Annotated in this window: 22 protein-coding genes; 19 read left to right on the top strand and 3 right to left on the bottom strand. The window is 71.8% G+C overall.

Annotation, left to right across the window (positions count from 1 at the left end):
• The first annotated feature begins 1 nt into the window (after window position 1).
• The 10 genes from ABT041_RS15810 (at window position 2) to ABT041_RS15765 (ending at window position 7,717) form a co-directional block, all read left to right on the top strand.
• Entirely contained in the window at window positions 2-1,252 is a 1,251-nt protein-coding gene (locus tag ABT041_RS15810; protein ID WP_351184307.1) for a CpaE/TadZ family protein, read from the top strand.
• Window positions 1,253-1,255: 3 nt separating this feature from the next.
• A complete protein-coding gene (locus ABT041_RS15805) occupies window positions 1,256-1,624 on the top strand; it encodes a TadE/TadG family type IV pilus assembly protein (RefSeq protein WP_351184305.1) in 369 nt (122 codons plus the stop codon).
• The gene (locus ABT041_RS15800; RefSeq protein WP_351184303.1) at window positions 1,621-2,007 is read left to right on the top strand and encodes a TadE/TadG family type IV pilus assembly protein; all 387 of its coding nucleotides are present in this window, start codon (window positions 1,621-1,623) and stop codon (window positions 2,005-2,007) included. The genes ABT041_RS15805 and ABT041_RS15800 overlap by 4 nt, the downstream gene beginning before the upstream one ends.
• Window positions 2,004-3,350: a TadA family conjugal transfer-associated ATPase gene (locus tag ABT041_RS15795; RefSeq protein ID WP_351184301.1), complete on the top strand. Its 1,347-nt coding sequence runs from the start codon at window positions 2,004-2,006 to the stop codon at window positions 3,348-3,350. Before ABT041_RS15800 ends, ABT041_RS15795 begins: the two co-directional genes overlap by 4 nt.
• A gap of 180 nt (window positions 3,351-3,530) precedes the next feature.
• Window positions 3,531-4,478, top strand: a complete 948-nt coding sequence (locus ABT041_RS15790) for a type II secretion system F family protein (RefSeq protein WP_351184299.1) — start codon at window positions 3,531-3,533, stop codon at window positions 4,476-4,478.
• Window positions 4,479-4,489: 11 nt separating this feature from the next.
• Window positions 4,490-5,377: a DUF5936 domain-containing protein gene (locus tag ABT041_RS15785; protein WP_351184297.1), complete on the top strand. Its 888-nt coding sequence runs from the start codon at window positions 4,490-4,492 to the stop codon at window positions 5,375-5,377.
• Between the two features lie 207 nt (window positions 5,378-5,584).
• Entirely contained in the window at window positions 5,585-5,809 is a 225-nt protein-coding gene (locus tag ABT041_RS15780) for a Flp family type IVb pilin (protein WP_351184295.1), read from the top strand.
• A gap of 5 nt (window positions 5,810-5,814) precedes the next feature.
• On the top strand, window positions 5,815-6,453 hold the full coding sequence (locus ABT041_RS15775) for a pilus assembly protein TadG-related protein (protein WP_351184293.1): 639 nt from the start codon (window positions 5,815-5,817) through the stop codon (window positions 6,451-6,453).
• Window positions 6,454-6,481: 28 nt separating this feature from the next.
• Window positions 6,482-7,066, top strand: a complete 585-nt coding sequence (locus ABT041_RS15770) for a hypothetical protein (protein ID WP_351184291.1) — start codon at window positions 6,482-6,484, stop codon at window positions 7,064-7,066.
• 9 nt (window positions 7,067-7,075) lie between these two features.
• Complete coding sequence (locus tag ABT041_RS15765; protein ID WP_351184289.1) at window positions 7,076-7,717, top strand: OmpA family protein; 642 nt, start codon at window positions 7,076-7,078, stop codon at window positions 7,715-7,717.
• A gap of 21 nt (window positions 7,718-7,738) precedes the next feature.
• Here the strand turns inward: ABT041_RS15765 and ABT041_RS15760 are convergent, their stop codons facing one another.
• Complete coding sequence (locus ABT041_RS15760; protein ID WP_351184287.1) at window positions 7,739-8,653, bottom strand: hypothetical protein; 915 nt, start codon at window positions 8,651-8,653, stop codon at window positions 7,739-7,741.
• A gap of 122 nt (window positions 8,654-8,775) precedes the next feature.
• On the opposite strand from ABT041_RS15760, the gene ABT041_RS15755 reads away from it, so the two are divergent.
• Entirely contained in the window at window positions 8,776-9,162 is a 387-nt protein-coding gene (locus tag ABT041_RS15755; RefSeq protein WP_351184285.1) for a hypothetical protein, read from the top strand.
• A 31-nt stretch (window positions 9,163-9,193) separates the two neighbouring features.
• Window positions 9,194-10,420 carry a hypothetical protein gene (locus ABT041_RS15750; protein ID WP_351184283.1) on the top strand — a complete coding sequence of 409 codons (1,227 nt, stop codon included), beginning with the start codon at window positions 9,194-9,196 and terminating at the stop codon, window positions 10,418-10,420.
• Here ABT041_RS15750 and ABT041_RS15745 read toward each other — a convergent pair.
• A complete protein-coding gene (locus tag ABT041_RS15745; protein ID WP_351184281.1) occupies window positions 10,392-10,772 on the bottom strand; it encodes a DUF192 domain-containing protein in 381 nt (126 codons plus the stop codon). The genes ABT041_RS15750 and ABT041_RS15745 overlap by 29 nt on opposite strands.
• 40 nt (window positions 10,773-10,812) lie before the next feature.
• Between ABT041_RS15745 and ABT041_RS15740 the strand changes: the two genes are divergently transcribed.
• Window positions 10,813-11,550, top strand: a complete 738-nt coding sequence (locus tag ABT041_RS15740) for a prepilin peptidase (protein WP_351184279.1) — start codon at window positions 10,813-10,815, stop codon at window positions 11,548-11,550.
• Window positions 11,551-11,575: 25 nt separating this feature from the next.
• Complete coding sequence (locus ABT041_RS15735; protein WP_351184277.1) at window positions 11,576-13,066, top strand: DUF2079 domain-containing protein; 1,491 nt, start codon at window positions 11,576-11,578, stop codon at window positions 13,064-13,066.
• Between the two features lie 371 nt (window positions 13,067-13,437).
• On the opposite strand, the gene mgrA is transcribed toward ABT041_RS15735, so the two are convergent.
• Window positions 13,438-14,475: an L-glyceraldehyde 3-phosphate reductase gene (gene mgrA, locus ABT041_RS15730; RefSeq protein ID WP_351184275.1), complete on the bottom strand. Its 1,038-nt coding sequence runs from the start codon at window positions 14,473-14,475 to the stop codon at window positions 13,438-13,440.
• A gap of 110 nt (window positions 14,476-14,585) precedes the next feature.
• Between mgrA and ABT041_RS15725 the strand changes: the two genes are divergently transcribed.
• The 5 genes from ABT041_RS15725 to ABT041_RS15705 all read left to right on the top strand — a co-directional run bounded on the left by ABT041_RS15725 (window position 14,586) and on the right by ABT041_RS15705 (window position 20,306).
• A complete protein-coding gene (locus ABT041_RS15725) occupies window positions 14,586-15,347 on the top strand; it encodes an isoprenyl transferase (protein ID WP_351184273.1) in 762 nt (253 codons plus the stop codon).
• A 296-nt stretch (window positions 15,348-15,643) separates the two neighbouring features.
• A complete protein-coding gene (gene phoH2, locus ABT041_RS15720) occupies window positions 15,644-16,969 on the top strand; it encodes an RNA 5'-3' helicase PhoH2 (RefSeq protein WP_351184271.1) in 1,326 nt (441 codons plus the stop codon).
• A gap of 378 nt (window positions 16,970-17,347) precedes the next feature.
• A complete protein-coding gene (locus ABT041_RS15715; protein WP_351184269.1) occupies window positions 17,348-18,058 on the top strand; it encodes an aggregation-promoting factor C-terminal-like domain-containing protein in 711 nt (236 codons plus the stop codon).
• 140 nt (window positions 18,059-18,198) lie between these two features.
• The gene (locus ABT041_RS15710) at window positions 18,199-19,626 is read left to right on the top strand and encodes an AI-2E family transporter (protein ID WP_351184267.1); all 1,428 of its coding nucleotides are present in this window, start codon (window positions 18,199-18,201) and stop codon (window positions 19,624-19,626) included.
• Window positions 19,623-20,306, top strand: coding sequence for a hypothetical protein (locus ABT041_RS15705; protein WP_351184265.1), 684 nt, complete (start codon window positions 19,623-19,625; stop codon window positions 20,304-20,306). The genes ABT041_RS15710 and ABT041_RS15705 overlap by 4 nt, the downstream gene beginning before the upstream one ends.
• The last annotated feature ends 49 nt before the right edge of the window (window positions 20,307-20,355 follow it).

The following is a 20,355-nucleotide window of genomic DNA, read 5'->3' as shown; positions in this document are numbered from 1 at the left end:
TATGACCACCAGGATCCTGCCCGCCGTCGGCGACCCCGACGCGGCCCGGTCCGTCAGTACGCTGCTCAGCCAGCTCCCCGACGCCGAACCCGCCCAGCCGGTCACCGACTCCACCCAGCTCGTCGACACCCTCGCGCGGCTCGCCGCCGCCTCCCTCGACGAACTCCCCGAGGTCGTCCTCGTCCACGAGCGCATCGGGCCCGTCCCCGCGCTCGAGCTCGTCCGCGAGGTCGCCCTCCGCTTCCCCGCCGTCGGCGTCGTCCTCATCACCGCCGACGCCAGCCCCGTCCTCTTCTCCGCCGCCATGGACTCCGGCGCCCGCGGCCTCGTCACCCTCCCCCTCGGATACGAGGAGCTCGCCAGCCGCGTCCAGGCCGCCGCCCAGTGGTCCCTGGGCGTCCGCCGCCACCTCGGCGGCGGCGCCGAGCGGATCACCGGCCCCGGCGGCACCGTCGTCACCGTCAGCGGCGCCAAGGGCGGCGTCGGCGCCACCCTCACCGCCGTCCACCTCGCCCTCGCCGCCCGCGCCTCCGGGCGCAGCGTCGCCCTCGTCGACATGGACCTCCAGAGCGGCGACATCGCCTCGTACCTGGACGTGCAGTTCCGCCGGTCCGTCGCCGACCTGGCGTCGATCGCCGACATCTCGCCCCGGGTCCTCCAGGACGCCGTGTACGTCCACGAGACCGGGCTCTCGCTGCTCCTCGCCCCGGCGGAGGGCGAGCGCGGCGAGGAGGTCACCGACCGCGCCGCCCGCCAGGTCGTCAGCGCCCTGCGCGGCCGGCACGAGGTCGTCGTCCTCGACTGCGGCTCCCGGCTCGACAGCGCGAACGCGGCGGCGATCGAGATGGCCGACACCGCGCTCCTCGTCACCACCCCGGACGTGGTGGCGGTCCGCGCGGCGAAGCGGACGGTACGGATGTGGGAACGGCTCCAGGTCCGCAAGGCCGAGGAGACGGTCACCCTCGTCAACCGCCACCACCGCTCCACCGAGATCCAGCCGCCCCTCGTCCAGAAGATCACCGGCACCCGGATCGCGGGCGTCGCCGTCCCGGCCAACTTCAAGGAGCTCGCGGCGGTCGTCGACGCGGGCCGCCTCCACGAACTCGACGCCAAGTCGACCGTCAAGCAGGCACTGTGGACCCTGGCGGGCGAACTGGGCCTGGTCCAGGCGGCCGGACAGCCGGCCAAGGAGCTGACCCGCGCGGGCGACCGAGGCTCCCTCGGCCTGCGACGCCGCAACGGAGGCCGCTGACCCATGCGGACGGACCGGGACGACGACAGGGGGCAGGTGGCGGTGGAGTTCCTGGGCATGGTGCCGCTGATCCTGCTGACGCTGGCGCTGCTGTGGCAGGTGGTCCTGGTGGGGTACACGTACACGCTGGCGGGGAACGCGGCGGATGAGGCGGCGCGGGCGGGGGCCGTCGGTGACGACTGTGGTGAGGCCGCGCGGCGTCACCTCGACGGTGCCTGGCGGGACGGCGCCGAGGTGAGCTGCCCGCCGGGCGACGGGATGGTGAACGCGGTGGTCACGCTCCAGGTCCCGGTCCTGGTCCCGGGCGTGGGAGGCCTCTTCCGCGTGAAGGGCAGGGCGGGCGCCGTCGACGAGAGGGGCCTCACGCCATGACGAGCGATCCGGGCAACAGGCGCGGGCGGCGCGACCGGGGCCAGGCCGCCATCGAGTACCTCGGGTTCCTGCCGATCCTGCTCATCGTCGGGCTCGCGGGCCTGCAGCTCGGGGTCGCGGCGTACGCCGCGCAGCAGGCGGGCACGGCGGCGCGGGCGGCCGCGCGGGCGGCGAGCAGTGACGCGGAGGACGCGCCGGACGCCACGGCGGCGGGCTACGCGGCCGCCGACTGGGTCACAGGGGTGTCGGTCGAACCCAGCGGTGACGAGGTCGTCGCCACCGTCACCGTACGCATCCCCCCGGTCGTCCCCTTCTGGCACTTCGACGACGTCGAGAAGACCGCCACCATGCCGCTGACGCCCGACGAGGAGGTCCTGCCATGAGCCTGCGTGCCCGGATCAACGCCCCCGAGGAGAAGGGGGGCAGCGCGGCCGCGCGCGAGGACGGCCATCTCGTCGCCGCCTTCCGGGCCAAGCTCCTGGAGGAGATCGACCTCACCGAGATGTCCGCGCTCGCGGCGGCCGAGCGGCGGGCCCGTCTGGAGCGCGTCCTCGGTCACATCATCAGCCGCGAGGGCCCGGTCCTCTCCACCGCCGAGCGGGCCCAGCTGATCCGCCGGGTCGTCGACGAGGCGCTCGGGCTCGGCGTACTGGAACCGCTCCTCGAAGACGCCTCCATCACGGAGATCATGGTCAACGGCCCCGACCAGATCTTCATCGAGCGCGGCGGCCGCGTGGAACTGCTCCCGCTCCGCTTCGCCTCGCACGAGCAGCTGATGCAGACCATCGAGCGGATCGTCTCCACCGTCAACCGCCGTGTCGACGAGTCGAACCCGATGGTCGACGCCCGGCTCCCCTCCGGCGAGCGCGTGAACGTCATCATCCCGCCGCTCTCCCTCACGGGCGCGACGCTGACGATCCGCCGCTTCCCCCGCGCGTACACGCTCCACGAGATGATCGGCCTCGGCTCCCTCGACGAGCAGATGCTGCTCCTGCTCTCGGGACTGGTTCAGGCCAAGTTCAACCTGATCGTCTCCGGTGCGACCGGCACCGGGAAGACGACCCTCCTCAACGCGCTCTCCGGTCTCGTCCCCGACGGCGAGCGCATCATCACCATCGAGGACTCGGCGGAACTCCAGCTCCAGCAGTCCCATGTGATCCGCCTGGAGGCCCGCCCGCCGAACATCGAGGGCCGCGGGGCCATCTCCATCCGCGACCTCGTCCGCAACTCCCTGCGCATGCGTCCCGACCGGATCATCGTCGGTGAGGTCCGCGGCGGCGAGACCCTCGACATGCTCCAGGCGATGTCGACGGGTCACGACGGCTCGCTCGCCACGGTCCACGCGAACTCGGCCGAGGACGCCCTGATGCGGCTCCAGACCCTCGCTTCGATGTCCGAGGTGAAGGTGCCGTTCGAGGCGCTCCGGGACCAGATCAACAGTGCGGTCGACGTCCTCGTACAGCTCACCCGGCATCCCGACGGCACCCGCCGCATCACCGAGATCGCGGTCCTCGCCTCGCACGGCCGGGAAAGGTTCCTGCTCGCCACGGTCTGCCGCTTCCAGGCGGAGCCGGTGGCGGCGGACGGGCGGGTGTACGGGACGTTCACGTACCACCCGCTGCCGCGGCGCGTCGCCGAGCGCCTCTATCTGGCGGGCCAGCCCATCCCACAGGCCTTCGGCGTGGCCGCGACCGATGCCCATCTGGCGACCCGAGAGGCGGAGTGATGACGGAGGCGAACACAGCGATGACCGACGACCCCACGTGGCGGCCGGGGGCCGGAGCGACGGCGGTGGACCCGACGTGGCGACCCGGGGGCGGCGTGACGGCCGAAGACCCGACGTGGCGGCCGGGAGAGCGGCGATGACGGCCCGCGGCCGCACGGCCGGGCGGGGCGGGGCGCGGCGATGACGATTGACCCCTTCTGGCTGACGACCGGGGTGGCGCTGCTCGCGTGCGTCCTGGGCGTGGTCGGCGTGCAGGTGTACGCGAGCGGGGCACGCCGGCACGCGGCGCTGGTGGCGCGCCTGGACGAGAGCGGCGAGCCGGAGGCCGTGACCGGCCGCCGCAGGCGCCGCTTCCGGGGCGTGGACCGGCGCGTACGGAAGACGGCGCTGGGCCGGAAATTGGAGCTGCGGATCGCGGCGACCGGCCTGGACATGACGCCGGGCGAGTTCACGGTGGGCCTCGCGGCGACCGTGGCGGTGCTGTGGGTGGTGGGGCAGGCGGCGCTGTCGCCGTTCTTCGGCCCGATCTGCGGGCTGCTCGGCATCTGGGTGGCCATGGGCTTCCTCAACTGGCAGCGGCAGAAGCGCATCGAGCGGTTCATCAACCAACTCCCGGAGCTCTCCAGGATCCTCGCCAACGCGACGCAAGCAGGCCTGGCCCTCCGCATGGCCCTGAGCCTGGCGGCCGACGAACTGGAGGCACCGGCGGGGGACGAACTGGAGAAGGTCGCCCAACAGCTGGCGGTGGGAACGTCCCTGGACGACGCCCTGGGAGAACTGGCGGAACGCCTGCCGTCCCGTGAACTGGTCGTCCTGGTCACCACCCTCGTCCTCGCCAACAGGGCGGGCGGCACGGTGGTCTCCTCGCTGCGGAACCTCACGGAGACCCTGGAGGAACGCAAGGAGACCCGGCGCGAGGTCCGCACCCAGCTCTCGCAGGTGAGCATGACGGCGTACTCGGTCCCCGTGATCGGCGTCGGCTCGCTCCTGCTGATCGACAACATGCAGCCCGGGGCGCTGGACCGTATGACGGCCTCGGGCATCGGGCAGGTCGCGGTGGTGGCGGCGTTCGCGCTGTACGTGGTCGGGTTCGCCGCCATCCGCCGCTTCTCGAAGATCGACGTGTAGGGACAGCCGACGTGGACCTCCTCCTGGCCCTGCTGGCCGGCCTGGCAGTAGCGGGCATCGCCTACGGCCTGCGCCTGTACCGAGCGGACGCGAAGCTCCCGGACGACCTGAAGCTGGCCCTGGAGGTCGGCGCGACCCGTACCGGAGCGGTCGACTCGGCGGTGGACCGCCTGGGCATGCGCTGGTCGCCGGCCGTCCTCCGCCTGATGGGCCCGAAGCGGGTCAACGCGGTGCGCCGCCGGATCGACCTGGCGGGCAACCCCGGGGGCCTGACGATCGACCGGTACGGGGCGAGGCGGGCGGTCTACGGCTTCCTGGGCGGGCTCGGCGGGCTGGTGATGGTCAGCAAGGGCTCGTACCTGACGGCGCTGCTGCTGCTCGCCTTCGGCGCGTTCTGGACGGAGGTGGGGATCTGGTCGGCGGTCCGCATCCGCAAGGACCAGATCGAACGCACCCTGCCGGACTTCCTGGACGTCCTCGCGGTCGTCGTCTCGGCGGGCCTCGGCTTCCGGCAGGCGCTGGAGAGGGTGGCGGAGAAGTACGAGGGCCCGTGGGCGGACGAACTCCGCATCACACTGCGCCAGATGGACATGGGCGTCAGCCGCCGCCAGGCCTTCGACGAACTGCGGCGCCGCAACGACTCGGAGCAGGTGGCGCAGTTCGTGACGGCGCTGCAGCAGGGGGAGGAGCTGGGTGCGCCGATCGTGGACACGCTGATCCAGATCGCGAACGACATGCGGCGCACGGACGCGCAGAACGCGAGGAGGAAGGCCGCGAAGGCCGTCCCGAAGGCCACGATGGTGATCACGACCCTCATGGTCCCGGCGACGATGATCCTGCTGGGGGCGGGCCTGTTCCTGGGCACGGGAACGGACTTCGGCTCCGTGACGGGCGAATGAACCGTGCGGTTGCGCTGACATATTCGCGGGAAACGACTTCGCGGGCGCAACCCGATGTGCCAGAGTGCGGACTGAGTGTGAGGGGGGTGGAGCCGATGGACCGCGACCGACTGCCCGGGCTCCACCCGAGGAACGGGCCCTGTCCGCCGACCCGCCCGTCGGCGTACGGTGCCCAGGCGCAGGCGTCCGAACGCGGAGGGGACCACGATGAACGACGCGATGCTGAAGGCCCTGACGAAGGCCCGAGTGTGGTGGCTGGGCGACTGGGCGTCCCGCCCGACCCACCGAAACCGGGACCGCGGGCAGACGGCGGTGGAGTATCTGGGGATCATTGTGGTGGTGGTGGCGATTGTTATCGCGATCACAGGCACGGATATCGGGAACTCGATCAAGGACGCGATCACGCGGAAGATCGCGGATCTGACGAAGTAACCTGCGTGGCCTGGCGAGGTGACACGGGACAGGCATTCCCCGTCTACATCGCGGTGATTGCTGGGCTCCTGTTCCTGGGATTTGCCTACTTCCTGGTGGGCCAGGCCGCCTTGACACGAAACAGCGCTCAGACCGCTGCGGACGCGGCTGCCCTCGCGGCCGCTCAGGGCGCACGAGAGCAGCTGTGGGACGGCTGGATCGCGGTGATCCACGATCCTGGGCAATGGGACGGGTTCCTTCACGGCGTGGGCTACACCGATGCTTCCGCATGTCAGCAGGCGGCGGAATTTGCGGCTCGAAATGAGGCGGCACTCACCGGCGACAAGTGTGTGCCTCTTGCTTCCGGGGAGCGCGGCTTCAGAGTGACTGTCAGCACGACGGGCCAAGAGTCACACCACGCTACGGCATCTGCTGAAGCCATACTCGAACCGCGTTGCACCTTCGATCCGCCGGACACCATTCCTGATCCGCCGGAAAGTACGCCGGATTCGACGCCGACGGGTCCCGATGAGGGGGGCGAAGAACCGGACGGCGAAGAACCCGTGGTCGGTCTCGTGTGCGGTGGCGAACCGTGGGTGATCGATCTAGACAACCCCAGCCTCCCCGGTTCCGAAGATCTCTTCAGAGTCCGACTGTCGGACTGACTCGCGACGAGTAAAGGACGCACGCTTCATGAACGCGCGCTACGCAAGGAAGACCCGCAGCGGGGTGGTCGCCGTCGCGATCACCTCCGTAGCACTCTTCGTGGCCGGGTGCGGCGCCGAGGAAGAGCCGAGCGAGAACAAGCCCTCCTCGACGAGTGCCGCGCCTCAGCAGGGGGCTTCGCCTACCCAGGGTTCGCAAGCAAGCGAGGAGCCTGCGCAATCGCTGGCTGTACTCAAGGGCCAGGAAGGGCTCGAGCTCACTGTGACGCAGGCAGTGCGTGATGTGGGCGGCTTTCTGACGATCAAGGGCACGCTGAAGAACACTGGCTCCGGCTCAGCCGTGCTGTCAGGGCAGGTGAGAGGGAACGAGACCGAGGTGATCAAGCACGGCAATTCCCTGGGCGGCGCGACTCTCGTGGATTCAGTCGGCAAGAAGCGGTATTACGTGCTGCGGGACACGGACGGCCGGCCTCTCACCACCACTGGCCTCAGCATCGTCCCAGCCGGGGAGACGGTCGCAGTGTTCCTGCAATTCCCCGCACCCCCCGCCTCCACCACAGAAGTAAGCTTCCAGCTCCCCACCTTCGAACCCGCCACCCTCAAGCTCTCCTGAGGCGACGCCATGACGACGACAAACCGCCGCCTCGCCGCTCTCGTGCTCGTCTGCGTCGCCCTCGGTCCGGTCGCCGCCGGGCCCTTCGCGTACGCCGACGACGGTCCCGGTCCCGCCGGCACCTCCTCGCCCGCGCCCGTCATCGATCCGAACTCGCCCGGCCTGATGCTCCCCGACGGCGCCACCCTCGCCCCCGCCAAGGTCCTCGACATCAAGCAGATCGTCGAGGAGGACGGCGGTCAGCAGCGGCGGCAGGACACCAACGTGGACGTGACGTTCGCGCTGCAGGCCGAGGTGCTGTTCCCCAAGAACAGCGCCAAGCTCTCGCCCGACGCCACCTCCCGCATCGCCGCCATCGCCGCCGAGATCAACAAGATGGGCTCCGGCCGCGTCCGCGTCTTCGGTTTCACCGACAACCTCGGCACGTACGAGCACGGTCTCAAGCTCTCCAAGGAGCGGGCCGTCGCCGTGCAGCAGGTGCTCGCGCGGGCCCTCGACCCGGGGACGAGCTTCGACATCCGCGGGTACAGCGAGGACTACCCGATCGCCGACAACCGCACCGAGGAAGGCCGCAAGAAGAACCGGCGCGTCGAGATCTCCTTCCCCCGGACCACCCAGTCCACCCCGTCCACCCCGTCCACCACCCCGTGAACGCCCGGCCGTACCCGTAGCTCACAGGCTCAGCGCCGCCCTGATCGTCGCCGTCATCCGCTGCGGGTGCTGGAACACCTCCCGCGCCGTGAACCGCAGCACCCGGCGGACCTCCCGGCACGACTGGAGCGCGTTGAAGCGGGCCACGTCCCGTTCGTGGGCCCGGCGGGTGCCGTGGAAGGCGTAGCCCTCCACCTCCACCGCCAGGCCCGCCGTGCGGAAGAGGAAGTCGGGGCGCAGAGGGCGGCCGTCCGCCGTGACGAGGGTCGGCTGGCACTCCGGGACCAGGCCCTCGTCGCCCATCCTCAGCCGGGCCACCGTCTCCGCCGGGGACCCCGACGCCGGTTCCGCGAGGCGCAGCCACGCGCGGGCGCGGGCCGCTCCCCGGCGGGGCGCGCCGAGTTCCGCGGCGAGTTCCTCGTACCGGACCAGGGGCTCGCGTCGTACCCCCTGGACCACCCGCCGCGCGAGCGCCGAGTCCGCCACGACCACCGCCGCCTCCCGGGTCGCCGAGGCCCGTATCAGGTCGCCGACCGTTCGCCTCGGGGTCGTCGTCCGCAGGCCGCGGCGGACGGATCTGTCCTCCTCCGTCAGGGTTCTCGTGGTGTGGATCCGCAGCCCCGTGCCGCGCGCCGCTCCCGTTCTCCGGGGTGCCGTGAAGTCGAGGCGTTCCGGCCACGACCCCAGGACCTCGATCCGGTGCAGCCGCGCCGCCGTCCCGTGGCTGCACACCAGCTCCGGGCGCAGGAACTGGACGGCCGTCGCCCTCAGCCGCCAGTCCACCTCCCTCCCCGGGGCCGCCCACGCGCCCCGGCAGATCCGCTGCCAGCCGTCGCGGCGCAGCCGTCCGGCCAGCCGGCCCGGCGGCCAGCCCGCCGCGACCGCCCAGACCGTCAGGAGGACCCCGCCCCTGGCGAGGATCGCCAACTCGTACATACGCCCAACGATCCACGGAAGGGGGACACTTCGCACCCCCTGTGGAAAACCCGGCGAAAGACGTCGCCAGGAAAGCGTAAATCCGGCGGGACAACCCCCTCCGGCAGGAGCATTCTGGACAGATGACGGTGACCCCGAGCGCGAATCCGAACGCGACTCCGAGCGTGCAGTTGGTCAGTGATCTCGTCGCCCGGATCCCCGAGTTCCGAGGCACGTACGAGACCCATGTGTTCCATCAGGGCGGCGTCCTGCCGCACGTGTTCTTCTGGGACGTCGTCCAGGACACCGTCCGGTCCTTCCTGGGCGAGGCCCCCGCCGCCGCCGACTGGCGCCGCACGCTCGACTTCCTGGAGGAGCAGAGCGCACGCGGTGTCCTCGGCATCGACGAGGTCATCGTCACCTCCTTCCTCAACGACCTCCCCTCGCCACAGGAGCCGGGGCACGCCATCGTCGAGCAGCTCGGTCCCGTCATGGCCGCCAAGTTCGTCCGCATAAGGCCTCTGGGGTAGCCATCGGTGGCCCGCCGGGATAATCGGGGGCATGCCCCCGACCAGGCCCGATCCGACCGATCCCGATCCGACCGATCCCGATCCGACCGATCCCGATCCGACCGATCCCGATCCGACCGATCCCACTCCGACCCGTCCCGATCCGACCACCGCCCTCGCGCACCGCCCCGGTCCGCACCGCCCCACCCTCGCCGCCCTCGGCGGGTACGCCCTCGCCCGCATCGTCGGGCTCGTCGTCCTCGCCGTCGCCGCCGGCGTCACCGGCAAGGACGGCCTCCACCGGCTCAAGGGGCGCTGGGACTCCGTCTGGTACGTGCGGATCGCCGAGCACGGGTACGGGTACCAGGTCACCCTGCCCGACGGTGACGTCCACTCCGACCTCGCCTTCTTCCCGCTCCTCCCCGCCCTGGAGCGCGCCCTCTCCGCCGTCCTCCCCGTCGACGCCGCCACCGCCGGGCTCCTCGTCTCCTGGACCGCCGGACTCGCCGCCGCCTGGGGCATCGCGAAGTGCGGCGCCCACGTCGCCGGGCCACGCGCGGGCGTGCTGCTCGCCGTCCTCTGGGGCGTGTACCCGACCGCCTTCGTGCAGTCCATGGCGTACACGGAGACCCTGTTCACCGCCCTCGCCGCCTGGTCGCTGTACGCGGTGCTCCGCGGGCGCTGGATCCTCGCCGGTGTCCTGTGCGCGGCCGCCGGGCTCACCCGGCCGACGGCCGCCGCGCTGATCGCCGCCCTCGGCGTCACGGCCCTCGTCACCCTCGTACGGGAACGCCGGCTGCCCCTGCGGACGGTCGCGGGCGTGCTGATCGCCCCGCTGGGCTGGCTCGCGTACATCGCCTACGTGGGGGTCCGTCAGGGCAGCGCGACCGCCTACTTCGACGTCCAGGCCGCCTGGGGCAACTCCATCGACGGCGGTGTCGCCCTCGCCCGGTTCATCGCCGGGCTGCCCTGGCCCGCCGCCCTCGGCCTGTGCGCGGCGCTCGCGCTCCTCGGGTGGCTGATCGCGCTGTGCGTGCGGCAGCGGCAGCCGCTGCCGCTGCTCGTCTACACGGGCGGCGTCGTGTTCGTCTCCCTCGTCGGCGCCGCCTACTTCGGCTCCCGGCCGCGCCTGATGATGCCCGCGTTCGGGCTGCTGCTTCCGCCCGCCGTGGCCCTCGCGCGCGTGCGGGTCCGTACCGTCGTGCCCGTCCTCGCCGGGCTCGCGCTCGCCTCCGGGGTCTACGGGGCGTTCACGCTTCTCGGTTCGGGGCCCCCGTGACCTGTCCGTAGGACACGCGCACGCGTACTCCCGGTTTCAGACCCCACCCCGCCATCGCGCCGGCCTCCGCCTCCAGGACGTGCCGGCCGCGCGGCCTGATCATCCCGAGCCTCCCCGGGCGCATCGTCACCACGGACCGGACCGTGAACGAGCCGTCCAGATAGGCCACGTCGATCGGGAACCGCATGCCGAAGGTGTGCACGCTGTTCGTCCGCACGATGAGCAGTGCGCCGGTGATGCCGTCCCGGCCCAGCAGTCCCCGTCGCCGTGCCCGGTACGAGGCCGCCACCTCCAGCGGGATCTCCCGTGCGGCCACCGCCAACGTCCCCGTACCGTCCGCCCATTTCCCCATGCGGCAGACCGTAGCGGCCCGGGCGCCTAGGGTCTCGTCCGTGTACGTCACGCTGATCGCCGTCGCCGCCCTGTGGGGGGCCGCCGTCGGGCTGCTCGTGCCCCGGGCCGCGTACCGCCTCTCCGTCGAGCCGGAGGAGCCGTGGCGGGACCGCTGCCCCGCCGGGCACGTCCTCGTCGGGCCCGGGCGCGGGTGGCTCGGCGGGCCCGGGCGGCAGGCCTGCGCGACCACCGCGAGCCCGCTCCTCGCGCCGCTGCTCACCGCCCTCGCCTGCGCCGCGCTCGCCGCCGCCACCGGCGGGCCCCGGCCCGAGCTCGCGGTCTGGCTGCTCGGCGCGCCCTTCGCCGTACTCCTCGCCTGTGTCGACGGGCGCGTGTACCGGCTTCCGGACGCCGTGACCCTGCCGCTCGCCGTCGCCGTGCCGCTCCTTCTCGGCGGCGCCGAACTCCTCCCGTACGACGCCGGATCCTGGATCCACGCACTGCTCGGCGGACTCGCCCTCGGCGGGTCCTACCTGCTCCTCTTCCGGATCAACCCGAGCCAGCTCGGCCTCGGCGACGTGAAGCTGGCCGTCCCGCTCGGCGCCGCCCTCGGTTGGTACGGCTGGGGCGTGCTCTTCGCCGGGGCCTTCGCCGGCTTCCTCCTCGGCGCGGTCTACGGCCTCGGTCTCGTCCTGCTGCGCCGCGCCGACCGCTCCTCGGCGATCCCCTTCGGCCCCTTCATGCTCGGCGGCGGCCTGCTCGGCCTCCTCCTCGGCGCGTTCACCGCCGTTCCCTGAAAACCCGCCCCTACGATCGCCGCACATGCGGACAATTGCGAGCAATCCACCCGTCAGGGCAGCGGCGCCCCCGAGCCTCTCGTTCCGCCGCCCCGTTCCCACCCCCTGGATCTGGGCCGCCGGGCTCTTCCTCCTCTACTGCACCGTCGCCGTGCGCCGCCACCAGCTCCTGCGCACCACCGGCTACGACCTCGGCATCTTCGAGCAGGCCGTCCGCGCCTACGCCGAACTCCGGGCGCCCGTCGCCCCCTTGCGCGGCGAGGGCTTCAACCTGCTCGGCGACCACTTCCACCCCCTGCTCGCCGTCCTCGCGCCCCTCTACCGGCTCTGGCCCTCCCCGCTCTGTCTGCTCCTCGCCCAGTCCGCGCTGCTCGCCCTCGCCGTCGTCCCCCTCGCCCGCCGCGCCGGAGACGTCCTCGGGCCCGCGGCCGCGCACACCGTCGCCGCCGGGTACGGGCTGAGCTGGGGGATCGCCTCCGCCGCCGCCTTCGACTTCCACGAGGTCGCGCTCGCCGTCCCGCTGCTCTCCTTCTCCCTCGAAGCCCTCGCCCGGCGCCGCTGGCGGCAGGCCGTCGCCTGGGCCGCGCCGCTGCTGCTCGTCAAGGAGGACCTGGGGTTCACGCTCGCCGCCGTCGGCGCGTACATCGCGATCAAGGGGCCCCGCCGCCTCGGGCTGGTCACCGCCGCCGCCGGTGTCCTCGGCTCGGTCCTGGAGGTGAAGGTCCTGCTGCCCGCCTTCAACGCGGGAGGCGGATACGCGCACGGCGGGAACCTCGCCGACGCGCACGCCTCCCTGCTCTCCACCCTCGCCCACGCCCCGCTCGACCTGCTCCGCCCCGAGGTCAAGGCGGTCACCCTGATCCTGGTCTTCGCCCCGTCCGCGCTGCTCGCGCTGCGCTCACCGCTCGCCCTGACCGCCGTCCCCACCCTCGGCTGGCGGCTGCTCTCCGAGAACGGCTTCCACTGGGGGACCGCCTTCCACTACAGCGCGGTCCTCATGCCCGTCGTCTTCGCCGGCCTCGTCGACGTGCTCGGCAGGCGGGCCCCCGACCGGCGGGAGCTGCGCGCCGTCCTCGCGACCGTGCTCGTCGTGACGGCCGTCCTGCTGCCGTCCTTCCCCCTCGCCCAGCTCGCCCAGCGGGCCACCTGGCACAGCACGCCCCACGGGGAGGCGGCCCGCGCACTGCTCGACCGGATTCCCGACGGCGCCACCGTCGCCGCCTCCAACCGGCTCGCGCCGCAGCTCACGGCGCGCTGCACGGTCGTCCTCTTCCCGACGTTCCCGGTGGGCGGCGAGCTCTACCGCCGCGACGTCCCGCGTATCCCGGCGCCGACCGCCGCGTGGATCGTCCACGACGAGCAGGCGCCCGAGGCCTGGCCGTACCCCTCGGGCCACTGGCCCTACCCCCTGGAGCGGCAGCGGGCCGAGCTGGAGGCCGCCACCCGGACGTACGGCTACGAGGTCGTCGCCCGCCGTGACGGCATCACGCTGCTGCACCGGCGCCCGAACGCCTGACCTGCCGGAAAGCGTCCCGGCGGAGCCTCCCGCGTCAACGCCGCGCCCTTCGGTAGCGGTCCCTCTTCGGAGGGACGGAACCCCGCCGCCACGCCGGGGCGCAAACCCGCCACGGGGCCCCGGAACCCTTGTGCCGCCTGGGATCCGGCCCATCCGGCGCGCTTCGTTCGGCGCACGTGGCGCGCAACACGACTAACGAAGGGTTATGGTGGAAACCCCCCCTCGGGCCGGTCCGTATCCCCCCCACGGACCGGCCCGTTTTTCTTGTCCCGGAGCCTCGGGCCGGACGGTCGGCCCCGGGCAGGACTGTCAGCCTCCGTCAGGACCGCGAGCCCCGGCAGGACCGCGAGCCCCGGCCCCCGCAGGACCCGTCAGCCCCGGCCGGCCCAGATGTTCGTGCCCTCGGTGTCGACGGCGAAGGAGTCGATCTCCTTCAGCTCCTCGTCCGTCAGCGGCGCCGCGTGCAGGGCCGCCACGTTCTCCTCCAGCTGGGCGACGCTGGACGCGCCGATCAGCGCCGAGGTCATCCGCTCGTCCCGCAGCACCCACGACAGCGCCAGCTGGGCGAGGGACTGCCCGCGCCGCTCGGCGATGTCCGCGAGGCCGCGCAGCCGCCGCAGCACCTCGTCGGAGAGCAGGTTCGGGTCGAGGGACTTGCCCTGGGTGGCCCGCGAGCCCTCCGGGATGCCCTTCAGGTACTTGTTGGTGAGCAGCCCCTGCGCCAGCGGCACGAAGGAGATGCAGCCCATCCCGGCCGCCTCCAGGGTGTCGAGGAGCGCGTCCTCCTCGGTCCACCGGTTGATCATGGAGTACGAGGGCTGGTGGATCAGCGGGCGGACGCCCATGTCGTTGAGGATCCGGGCGGCCTCGGCGGTCTGCTCGCTGTTGTACGAGGAGACGCCGACGTACAGCGCCTTGCCCTGCTGGACGGCGGAGGCCAGGGCCCCCATCGTCTCCTCCAGCGGGGTGTGCGGGTCGAAGCGGTGCGAGTAGAAGATGTCGACGTAGTCGAGGCCCATCCGGTTCAGGGAGGCGTCGAGCGAGGACAGCAGGTACTTGCGGGAGCCCCACTCGCCGTAGGGGCCGGGGTGCATCAGGTAGCCGGCCTTCGTCGAGACGATCAGCTCGTCCCGGTACGGCGCGAAGTCCTGGGCGAAGATCTTGCCGAAGTTCAGCTCGGCGGAGCCGGGCGGCGGCCCGTAGTTGTTCGCCAGGTCGAAGTGGGTGACGCCGAGGTCGAAGGCGCGGCGCAGGATCGCGCGCTGGGTGTCGAGCGCGCGGTCGTCGCCGAAGTTGTGCCAGAGGCCGAGCGAGATCGCCGGGAGCTTGAGTCCGCTGCGGCCGGTGCGGCGGTACTCCATGGAGTCGTAACGGTCCGCGGAGGCGCGGTACAGGGGGGAATCAGTCACGTATCTCTGCTTATCACGGACTTGTGACAGTCCCGGGCTGGGAGCCCGTCGCCCGTCCGCAGTAGTGTGGCGGCTTCGGGGGCCGACACTGCATGGAGGGGTAAAGAACAGTGAACCTGCGCGACCTGGTGTACGGGCTCTACGCACGCCGGGTGGAAGGCCGCCTCGACCACACCCAGGTGCCCAAGCACATCGGGGTCATCCTCGACGGGAACCGTCGCTGGGCCAAGGCGTCCGGCGGGACCCCCGAGCAGGGACACAAGGCCGGCGCGGACAAGATCCAGGAGCTGCTCGGCTGGTGCGCCGAGACGGACGTCGAGGTCGTCACGCTCTGGATGCTCTCCACGGACAACCTGAACCGCCCCGAGGAGCAGCTCGTCCCGCTGCTCGGCATCATCGAGAACGCGGTGCGGGCGCTGGCCGCCGACGGCCGCTGGCGGGTCCACCACGTCGGCACGATGGACCTGCTGCCCTCCCGTACGCAGGCGGTGCTGAAGGAGGCCGAGGAGGCCACCCGTACCAACACCGGGATACTCGTGAACGTCGCCGTGGGGTACGGCGGCCGGCAGGAGATCGCGGACGCGGTCCGCTCGCTGCTCCTTGAGCACGCGGAGCGGGGGACCAGCTTCGAGGAGCTCGCCGAGATCGTCGACGTCGAGCACATCTCGGAGCACCTGTACACGCGCGGTCAGCCCGACCCCGACCTGGTGATCCGTACCAGCGGTGAGCAGCGGCTCTCCGGGTTCATGCTGTGGCAGAGCGCCCACTCCGAGTACTACTTCTGCGAGGTCCACTGGCCGGCCTTCCGCAAGGTCGACTTCCTGCGGGCGCTGCGTGACTACGCGGCCCGGCACCGTCGCTACGGGACCTGAACCCGTACCGATCACCCCCGGTCGGAACCGATCACCTCGTGTTCATGAACACGTCGTCATATGCCATGGCATGGCAAGGGGTGTTCGAGGGCATATCCCAGGTGAAGTGAGCGGCACGGAGACCGCCACCCGGGAGGCCCCTTGCACCAGGACGACCGTGCGGGACACGTACGGGAGAAGCGGAGGGCCGTGGTTCGGCCCGCGCAGAGCGGCCTGAGCCCGGTCCCATTCCGCAGCGACACCGGTTCCGTCGCACCCCGACCTCACAGGGGTCTTCAGAGGGGGTCAGTCCTTCCGTGGTGACCAGCACGAAGCGCCGCCTTTCCGACCGGCGCACCTATGTTCTCGACACCAGCGTCCTGCTGGCCGACCCCAACGCCTTCTCGCGCTTCGAGGAGCACGAGGTGGTGCTCCCGATCGTCGTCGTGACGGAGCTGGAGGCCAAGCGGCACCACCCCGAACTCGGCTACTTCGCCCGGCAGGCGCTGCGCCTGCTCGACGACTTCCGGGTCCGGTACGGACGCCTGGACGCCCCGCTCCCCATCGGGGACCTGGGCGGCACCCTGCGTGTCGAACTCAACCATTCCGACCCCGGCGTCCTGCCCGCCGGCTACAGGTTGGGGGACAACGACTCACGGATCCTCGCGGTCGCGCGCAACCTCCAGGCGGAGGGGTACGACGTCACGGTCGTCTCCAAGGACCTGCCGCTGCGCATCAAGGCCTCCTCGGTCGGGCTCCTCGCCGAGGAGTACCGCGCCGAGCTCGCCATCACGGACGCCAACGGCTGGACCGGGATGTCCGAGCTGGCGCTCTCCGGGGAGCAGGTCGACCTGCTCTTCGAGGAGCACACGCTGTACGTGCCGGAGGCCGCCGAGCTTCCGGTCCACACGGGCCTGGTGCTCCAGTCCGAGCGCGGCAAGGCGCTCGGCCGGGTCACCGCCGAGGGGAACGTACGGCTCGTCCGCGGCGACCGGGAGGCCTTCGGGCTGCACGGCCGCAGCGCCGAGCAGCGGATCGCGCTCGACCTGCTGCTCGACCCGGACGTCGGCATCATCTCGATGGGCGGCCGGGCCGGCACCGGCAAGTCCGCGCTCGCGCTCTGCGCGGGCCTGGAGGCCGTCCTGGAGCGCCGTCAGCACCAGAAGGTGATGGTCTTCCGTCCGCTGTACGCGGTCGGCGGCCAGGAGCTCGGCTACCTGCCGGGCAGCGAGTCGGAGAAGATGAGCCCGTGGGCCCAGGCCGTCTTCGACACGCTGTCCTCGGTCGCGGGCCGCGAGGTCATCGAGGAGGTGCTCGGCCGCGGGATGCTGGAGGTCCTGCCGCTCACGCACATCCGGGGCCGCTCCCTCCACGACGCCTTCGTCATCGTGGACGAGGCCCAGTCCCTGGAGCGGAACGTGCTGTTGACCGTTCTGTCCCGTATCGGGGCGAATTCGCGGGTCGTCCTGACCCATGACGTCGCCCAGCGCGACAACCTCCGGGTCGGCCGGTACGACGGAGTCGTCGCCGTGGTCGAGAAACTGAAGGGGCATCCGCTCTTCGCCCACGTCACGCTCACCCGCTCCGAGCGCTCCCAGATCGCCGCGCTCGTGACGGAGATGCTGGAGGACGGACAGATCTGACCGATTCGTACCCGTCTGTACGGGTAAGGCAGTTGGCGCCGCCCGGCAAAGCCCAGGAGCTTAGCCGGGCGGCGCCCTGCTGTCCCGTGGATCCGTCAAAACACCTGCGTCCACCGGGGTGTGAGCTTTCACACGCAACACAGAATTGCCTTGCGGCCTCGCCGTCCGGCAGAGTCTTGCTTCCGTCAGGCCCCGCATACGGCACACGTGCACCCTCAGAGGTGCGCAACAGCACCACACAACTCCACAGCCGTCGCCGTATGCCGCCCACAGCACCACGGGCCCGTGTCTTCTGTGACCCCGTACGTCGGAGACCAGTGCCAGGGGCAAGATTTCGCCCGCGTGGTCACCTGTGCGGGCGTGCTGGAAGGAAACCGTGTGAGCCGGATCTCGGTCCGGGGATTCGCGGTGGCTTCGGCCACTGCGGTCACCACTGTCGGCGCCATCGCCGGTGTTGCCACGGGCAACGCCGCGCAGCCCTCGGACGACAACTTCGAGGCCACCGCGGCCGACACCTCGCTGCTCGCGGACATCCCCGCCGGGGAGCAGGCCCAGGTACAGGTCTCGTCCCTCGCGGAGCAGGCCGACGTCCAGGCCGCCGCCGCCGACGCCGCCGCGAAGAAGTCCGCGGAGGAGTCCGCCCGCATCCGCGCCGCCAAGGACGCCGAGGCGAAGAAGGAGGCAGCCGACAAGGCCGCCGCCGAAGCCAAGGCCGAGCAGGAGCGCAAGGAGGCCGAGGAGCGCGCCAACCGTTCCTCCATCCGCAGCGCCAGCTCCTTCGGCACGCAGAGCTCCTACAGCATCGCCGAGGTCAAGGCGATGGCCCGGCAGATGATGCCGGCCGACCAGTTCTCGTGCTTCAGCAACATCGTGGACCACGAGTCCGGCTGGAACTACCGCGCGACCAACCCGTCCTCGGGTGCCTACGGTCTCGTGCAGGCCCTCCCCGGCTACAAGATGGCCTCCGCGGGCGCCGACTGGCAGACCAACCCGGCCACCCAGATCAAGTGGGGCCTCAACTACATGGACAGCCGCTACGGCAGCCCGTGTGGTGCCTGGTCCTTCTGGCAGGCCAACCGCTGGTACTAGGCGGCGTCGTCTCGGGGGGCGCCCCCCCGAGCCCCCGATGCCAGCGCGCTCAACCTCCGAGAGCCCCTCGCCGTCCTACGGTGAGGGGCCTCTTGCGTGTAGGTTCGCGAGGAGCAATAGGCGGGGGGAAGAGGGAAGAGATGTCCGGAGTGCCAGGCTGGCTGGGCCGGCTGGGCGAGAGCCTGAGCCGCATGGGAGAACGACTCGACGAGCGCCGGGCCGAGGCGGAGCGGGAGGACCCGCTCGGACCGCCGTACGGCCCCGACGAGGCCCCGCCCGTCCCCGTACGGTCCGAGGTCGACCCCGACACCGCCGCGCCGCTCCCCGAGCCGGAACCCGCCGCGCCGGACAGCGCCCCCGCCGAGCCGGGCAGCCGCTCCGTCCCCGCGCCCCCCTCGTACGCACCGGCCGTCGCCGCCCGTCCCGACCCCGTCGCGGCGATCCCCTGGGGCATGCGCGTGGCCGCCGAGGCGGGCTGGCGGCTGCTCGTCCTCGCCGGCACCGTCTGGGTCCTGATGAAGGTGATCAGCTCCGTGCAGCTGGTCGTCCTCGCCTTCGTCGCCGCCCTCCTCGTCACCGCCCTGCTCCAGCCCACCGTGGCCATGCTGCGCCGCAAGGGCCTGCCCCGCGGCCTCGCCACCGCCGTGACCGCCGTCTCCGGCTTCGTCGTCATGGGCCTGGTCGGCTGGTTCGTGGTCTGGCAGGTCATGGACAACGTCGACAACCTGTCCGACCGCGTCAAGGACGGCATCGAGGAACTCAAGCACTGGCTGCTCGACAGTCCGTTCCACGTCACCGAGCAGCAGATCAACGACATCGCCAAGAACCTCAGCGAGGCCATCGGCGCCAACGCCGAGCAGATCACCTCCGCCGGACTCCAGGGCGTCACCGTCATCGTGGAGGCCATGACCGGCATCCTGCTGGCCATGTTCTGCACCCTCTTCCTGCTCTACGACGGGAAGAAGGTCTGGGAGTGGACGCTCAAGCTGGTGCCCGCCCAGGCACGGCCCGGCGTCGCCGGCGCGGGACCGCGCGCCTGGCGCACCCTCACCGCCTACGTCCGCGGCACCGTCCTCGTCGCCCTCATCGACGCCGTCTTCATCGGCCTCGGACTCTGGTTCCTCGACGTGCCGATGGCGGTGCCGCTGGCCGTCTTCATCTTCCTGTTCGCCTTCATCCCGCTGGTCGGCGCCGTCATCTCCGGAGCCCTCGCCTGCGTCGTCGCCCTCGTCACCAACGGCGTGTTCACCGCCCTCATGGTGCTCGTCGTCGTCCTCGCCGTGCAGCAGATCGAAGGCCACGTCCTCCAGCCGTTCATCCTCGGCCGGGCCGTCCGCGTCCACCCGCTCGCCGTGGTCCTCGCCGTCGCCGCCGGTGGCCTCACCGCCGGGATCGGCGGCGCCGTCGTCGCCGTACCGCTGGTCGCCGTCCTCAACACGGTCGTCGGCTACCTGCGCGCGTACACCACCGAACAGGCCCTCCGCAGCACCCCGGAGCCGCGCGGGGCCACGGCCTTCGCCGTGGCCCCGGTCCCGGCGCCGGGCAGTGTCGAGGGGGAGCGCGCGTGATATCGGAGCCGGAGCTGGTCGGCGGGGCGGAGTTCGACGACCCCGAGGTCCTCACCGACGCCCCGCCGCCGCGCCCGCCCCGGGACCGCCGCCTCTGGCTGTGGGCGCTGGGCGGCGCGGTGCTCGCCTCGGCGGTGTGGGGCGGCGGGCTGTACGCGTACGGGCAGCGGAAGGACCCGGGCCCGGACCTGGGCGGGTACCGGACGCTGTCGGGGGAGGGCGGGCTCTGCAAGGCGGCGAAGCTGAAGGCGCTCGGCGGGATCCTCGGCAAGCGGAGCGAGGACGGCTACGGGGACGAGATCGACGATCCGGCCGTGTACGAGACGTCCTGCTCGATGAGCTTCGGCGGTCCGGACACCGGGTACAGCGCCGACCTCACGTACACCCTGCACAAGGTGACGGACCCGGAGCCCGAGTTCGTGGCGCGGGCGAAGCACGCCGACCTCACCACGCCGATCGGCGGTCTCGGGGAGCGGGCCCTCTTCAACGACGTGGGCGGCGAGGGCGGAGAGCTCCGGGTCCTCGACGGCCAGACCGAGATCCAGCTCCGCCTCTACCGGTACGTCAACACCGACGAGAACGGGAACCCGCTCGGGGAGGCCGAGCCCACCGACCTCTCCGGGATCGACGTCCCGATGACCCAGGACGTGCTGGCGCTGATGGAGGCGCTGAAGAAATGACGGAAGGGCCCCGGGGTACAGAACCCCGGGGCCCTTCTCGTACAGCGAT

Source organism: Streptomyces sp. NPDC002825, assembly GCF_040295385.1.
In the GTDB taxonomy this organism is placed as follows: Bacteria; Actinomycetota; Actinomycetes; order Streptomycetales; family Streptomycetaceae; genus Streptomyces.
Note: the sequence above shows the minus strand (reverse complement) of the source record. Positions and strands in the feature narration are given on the sequence as shown.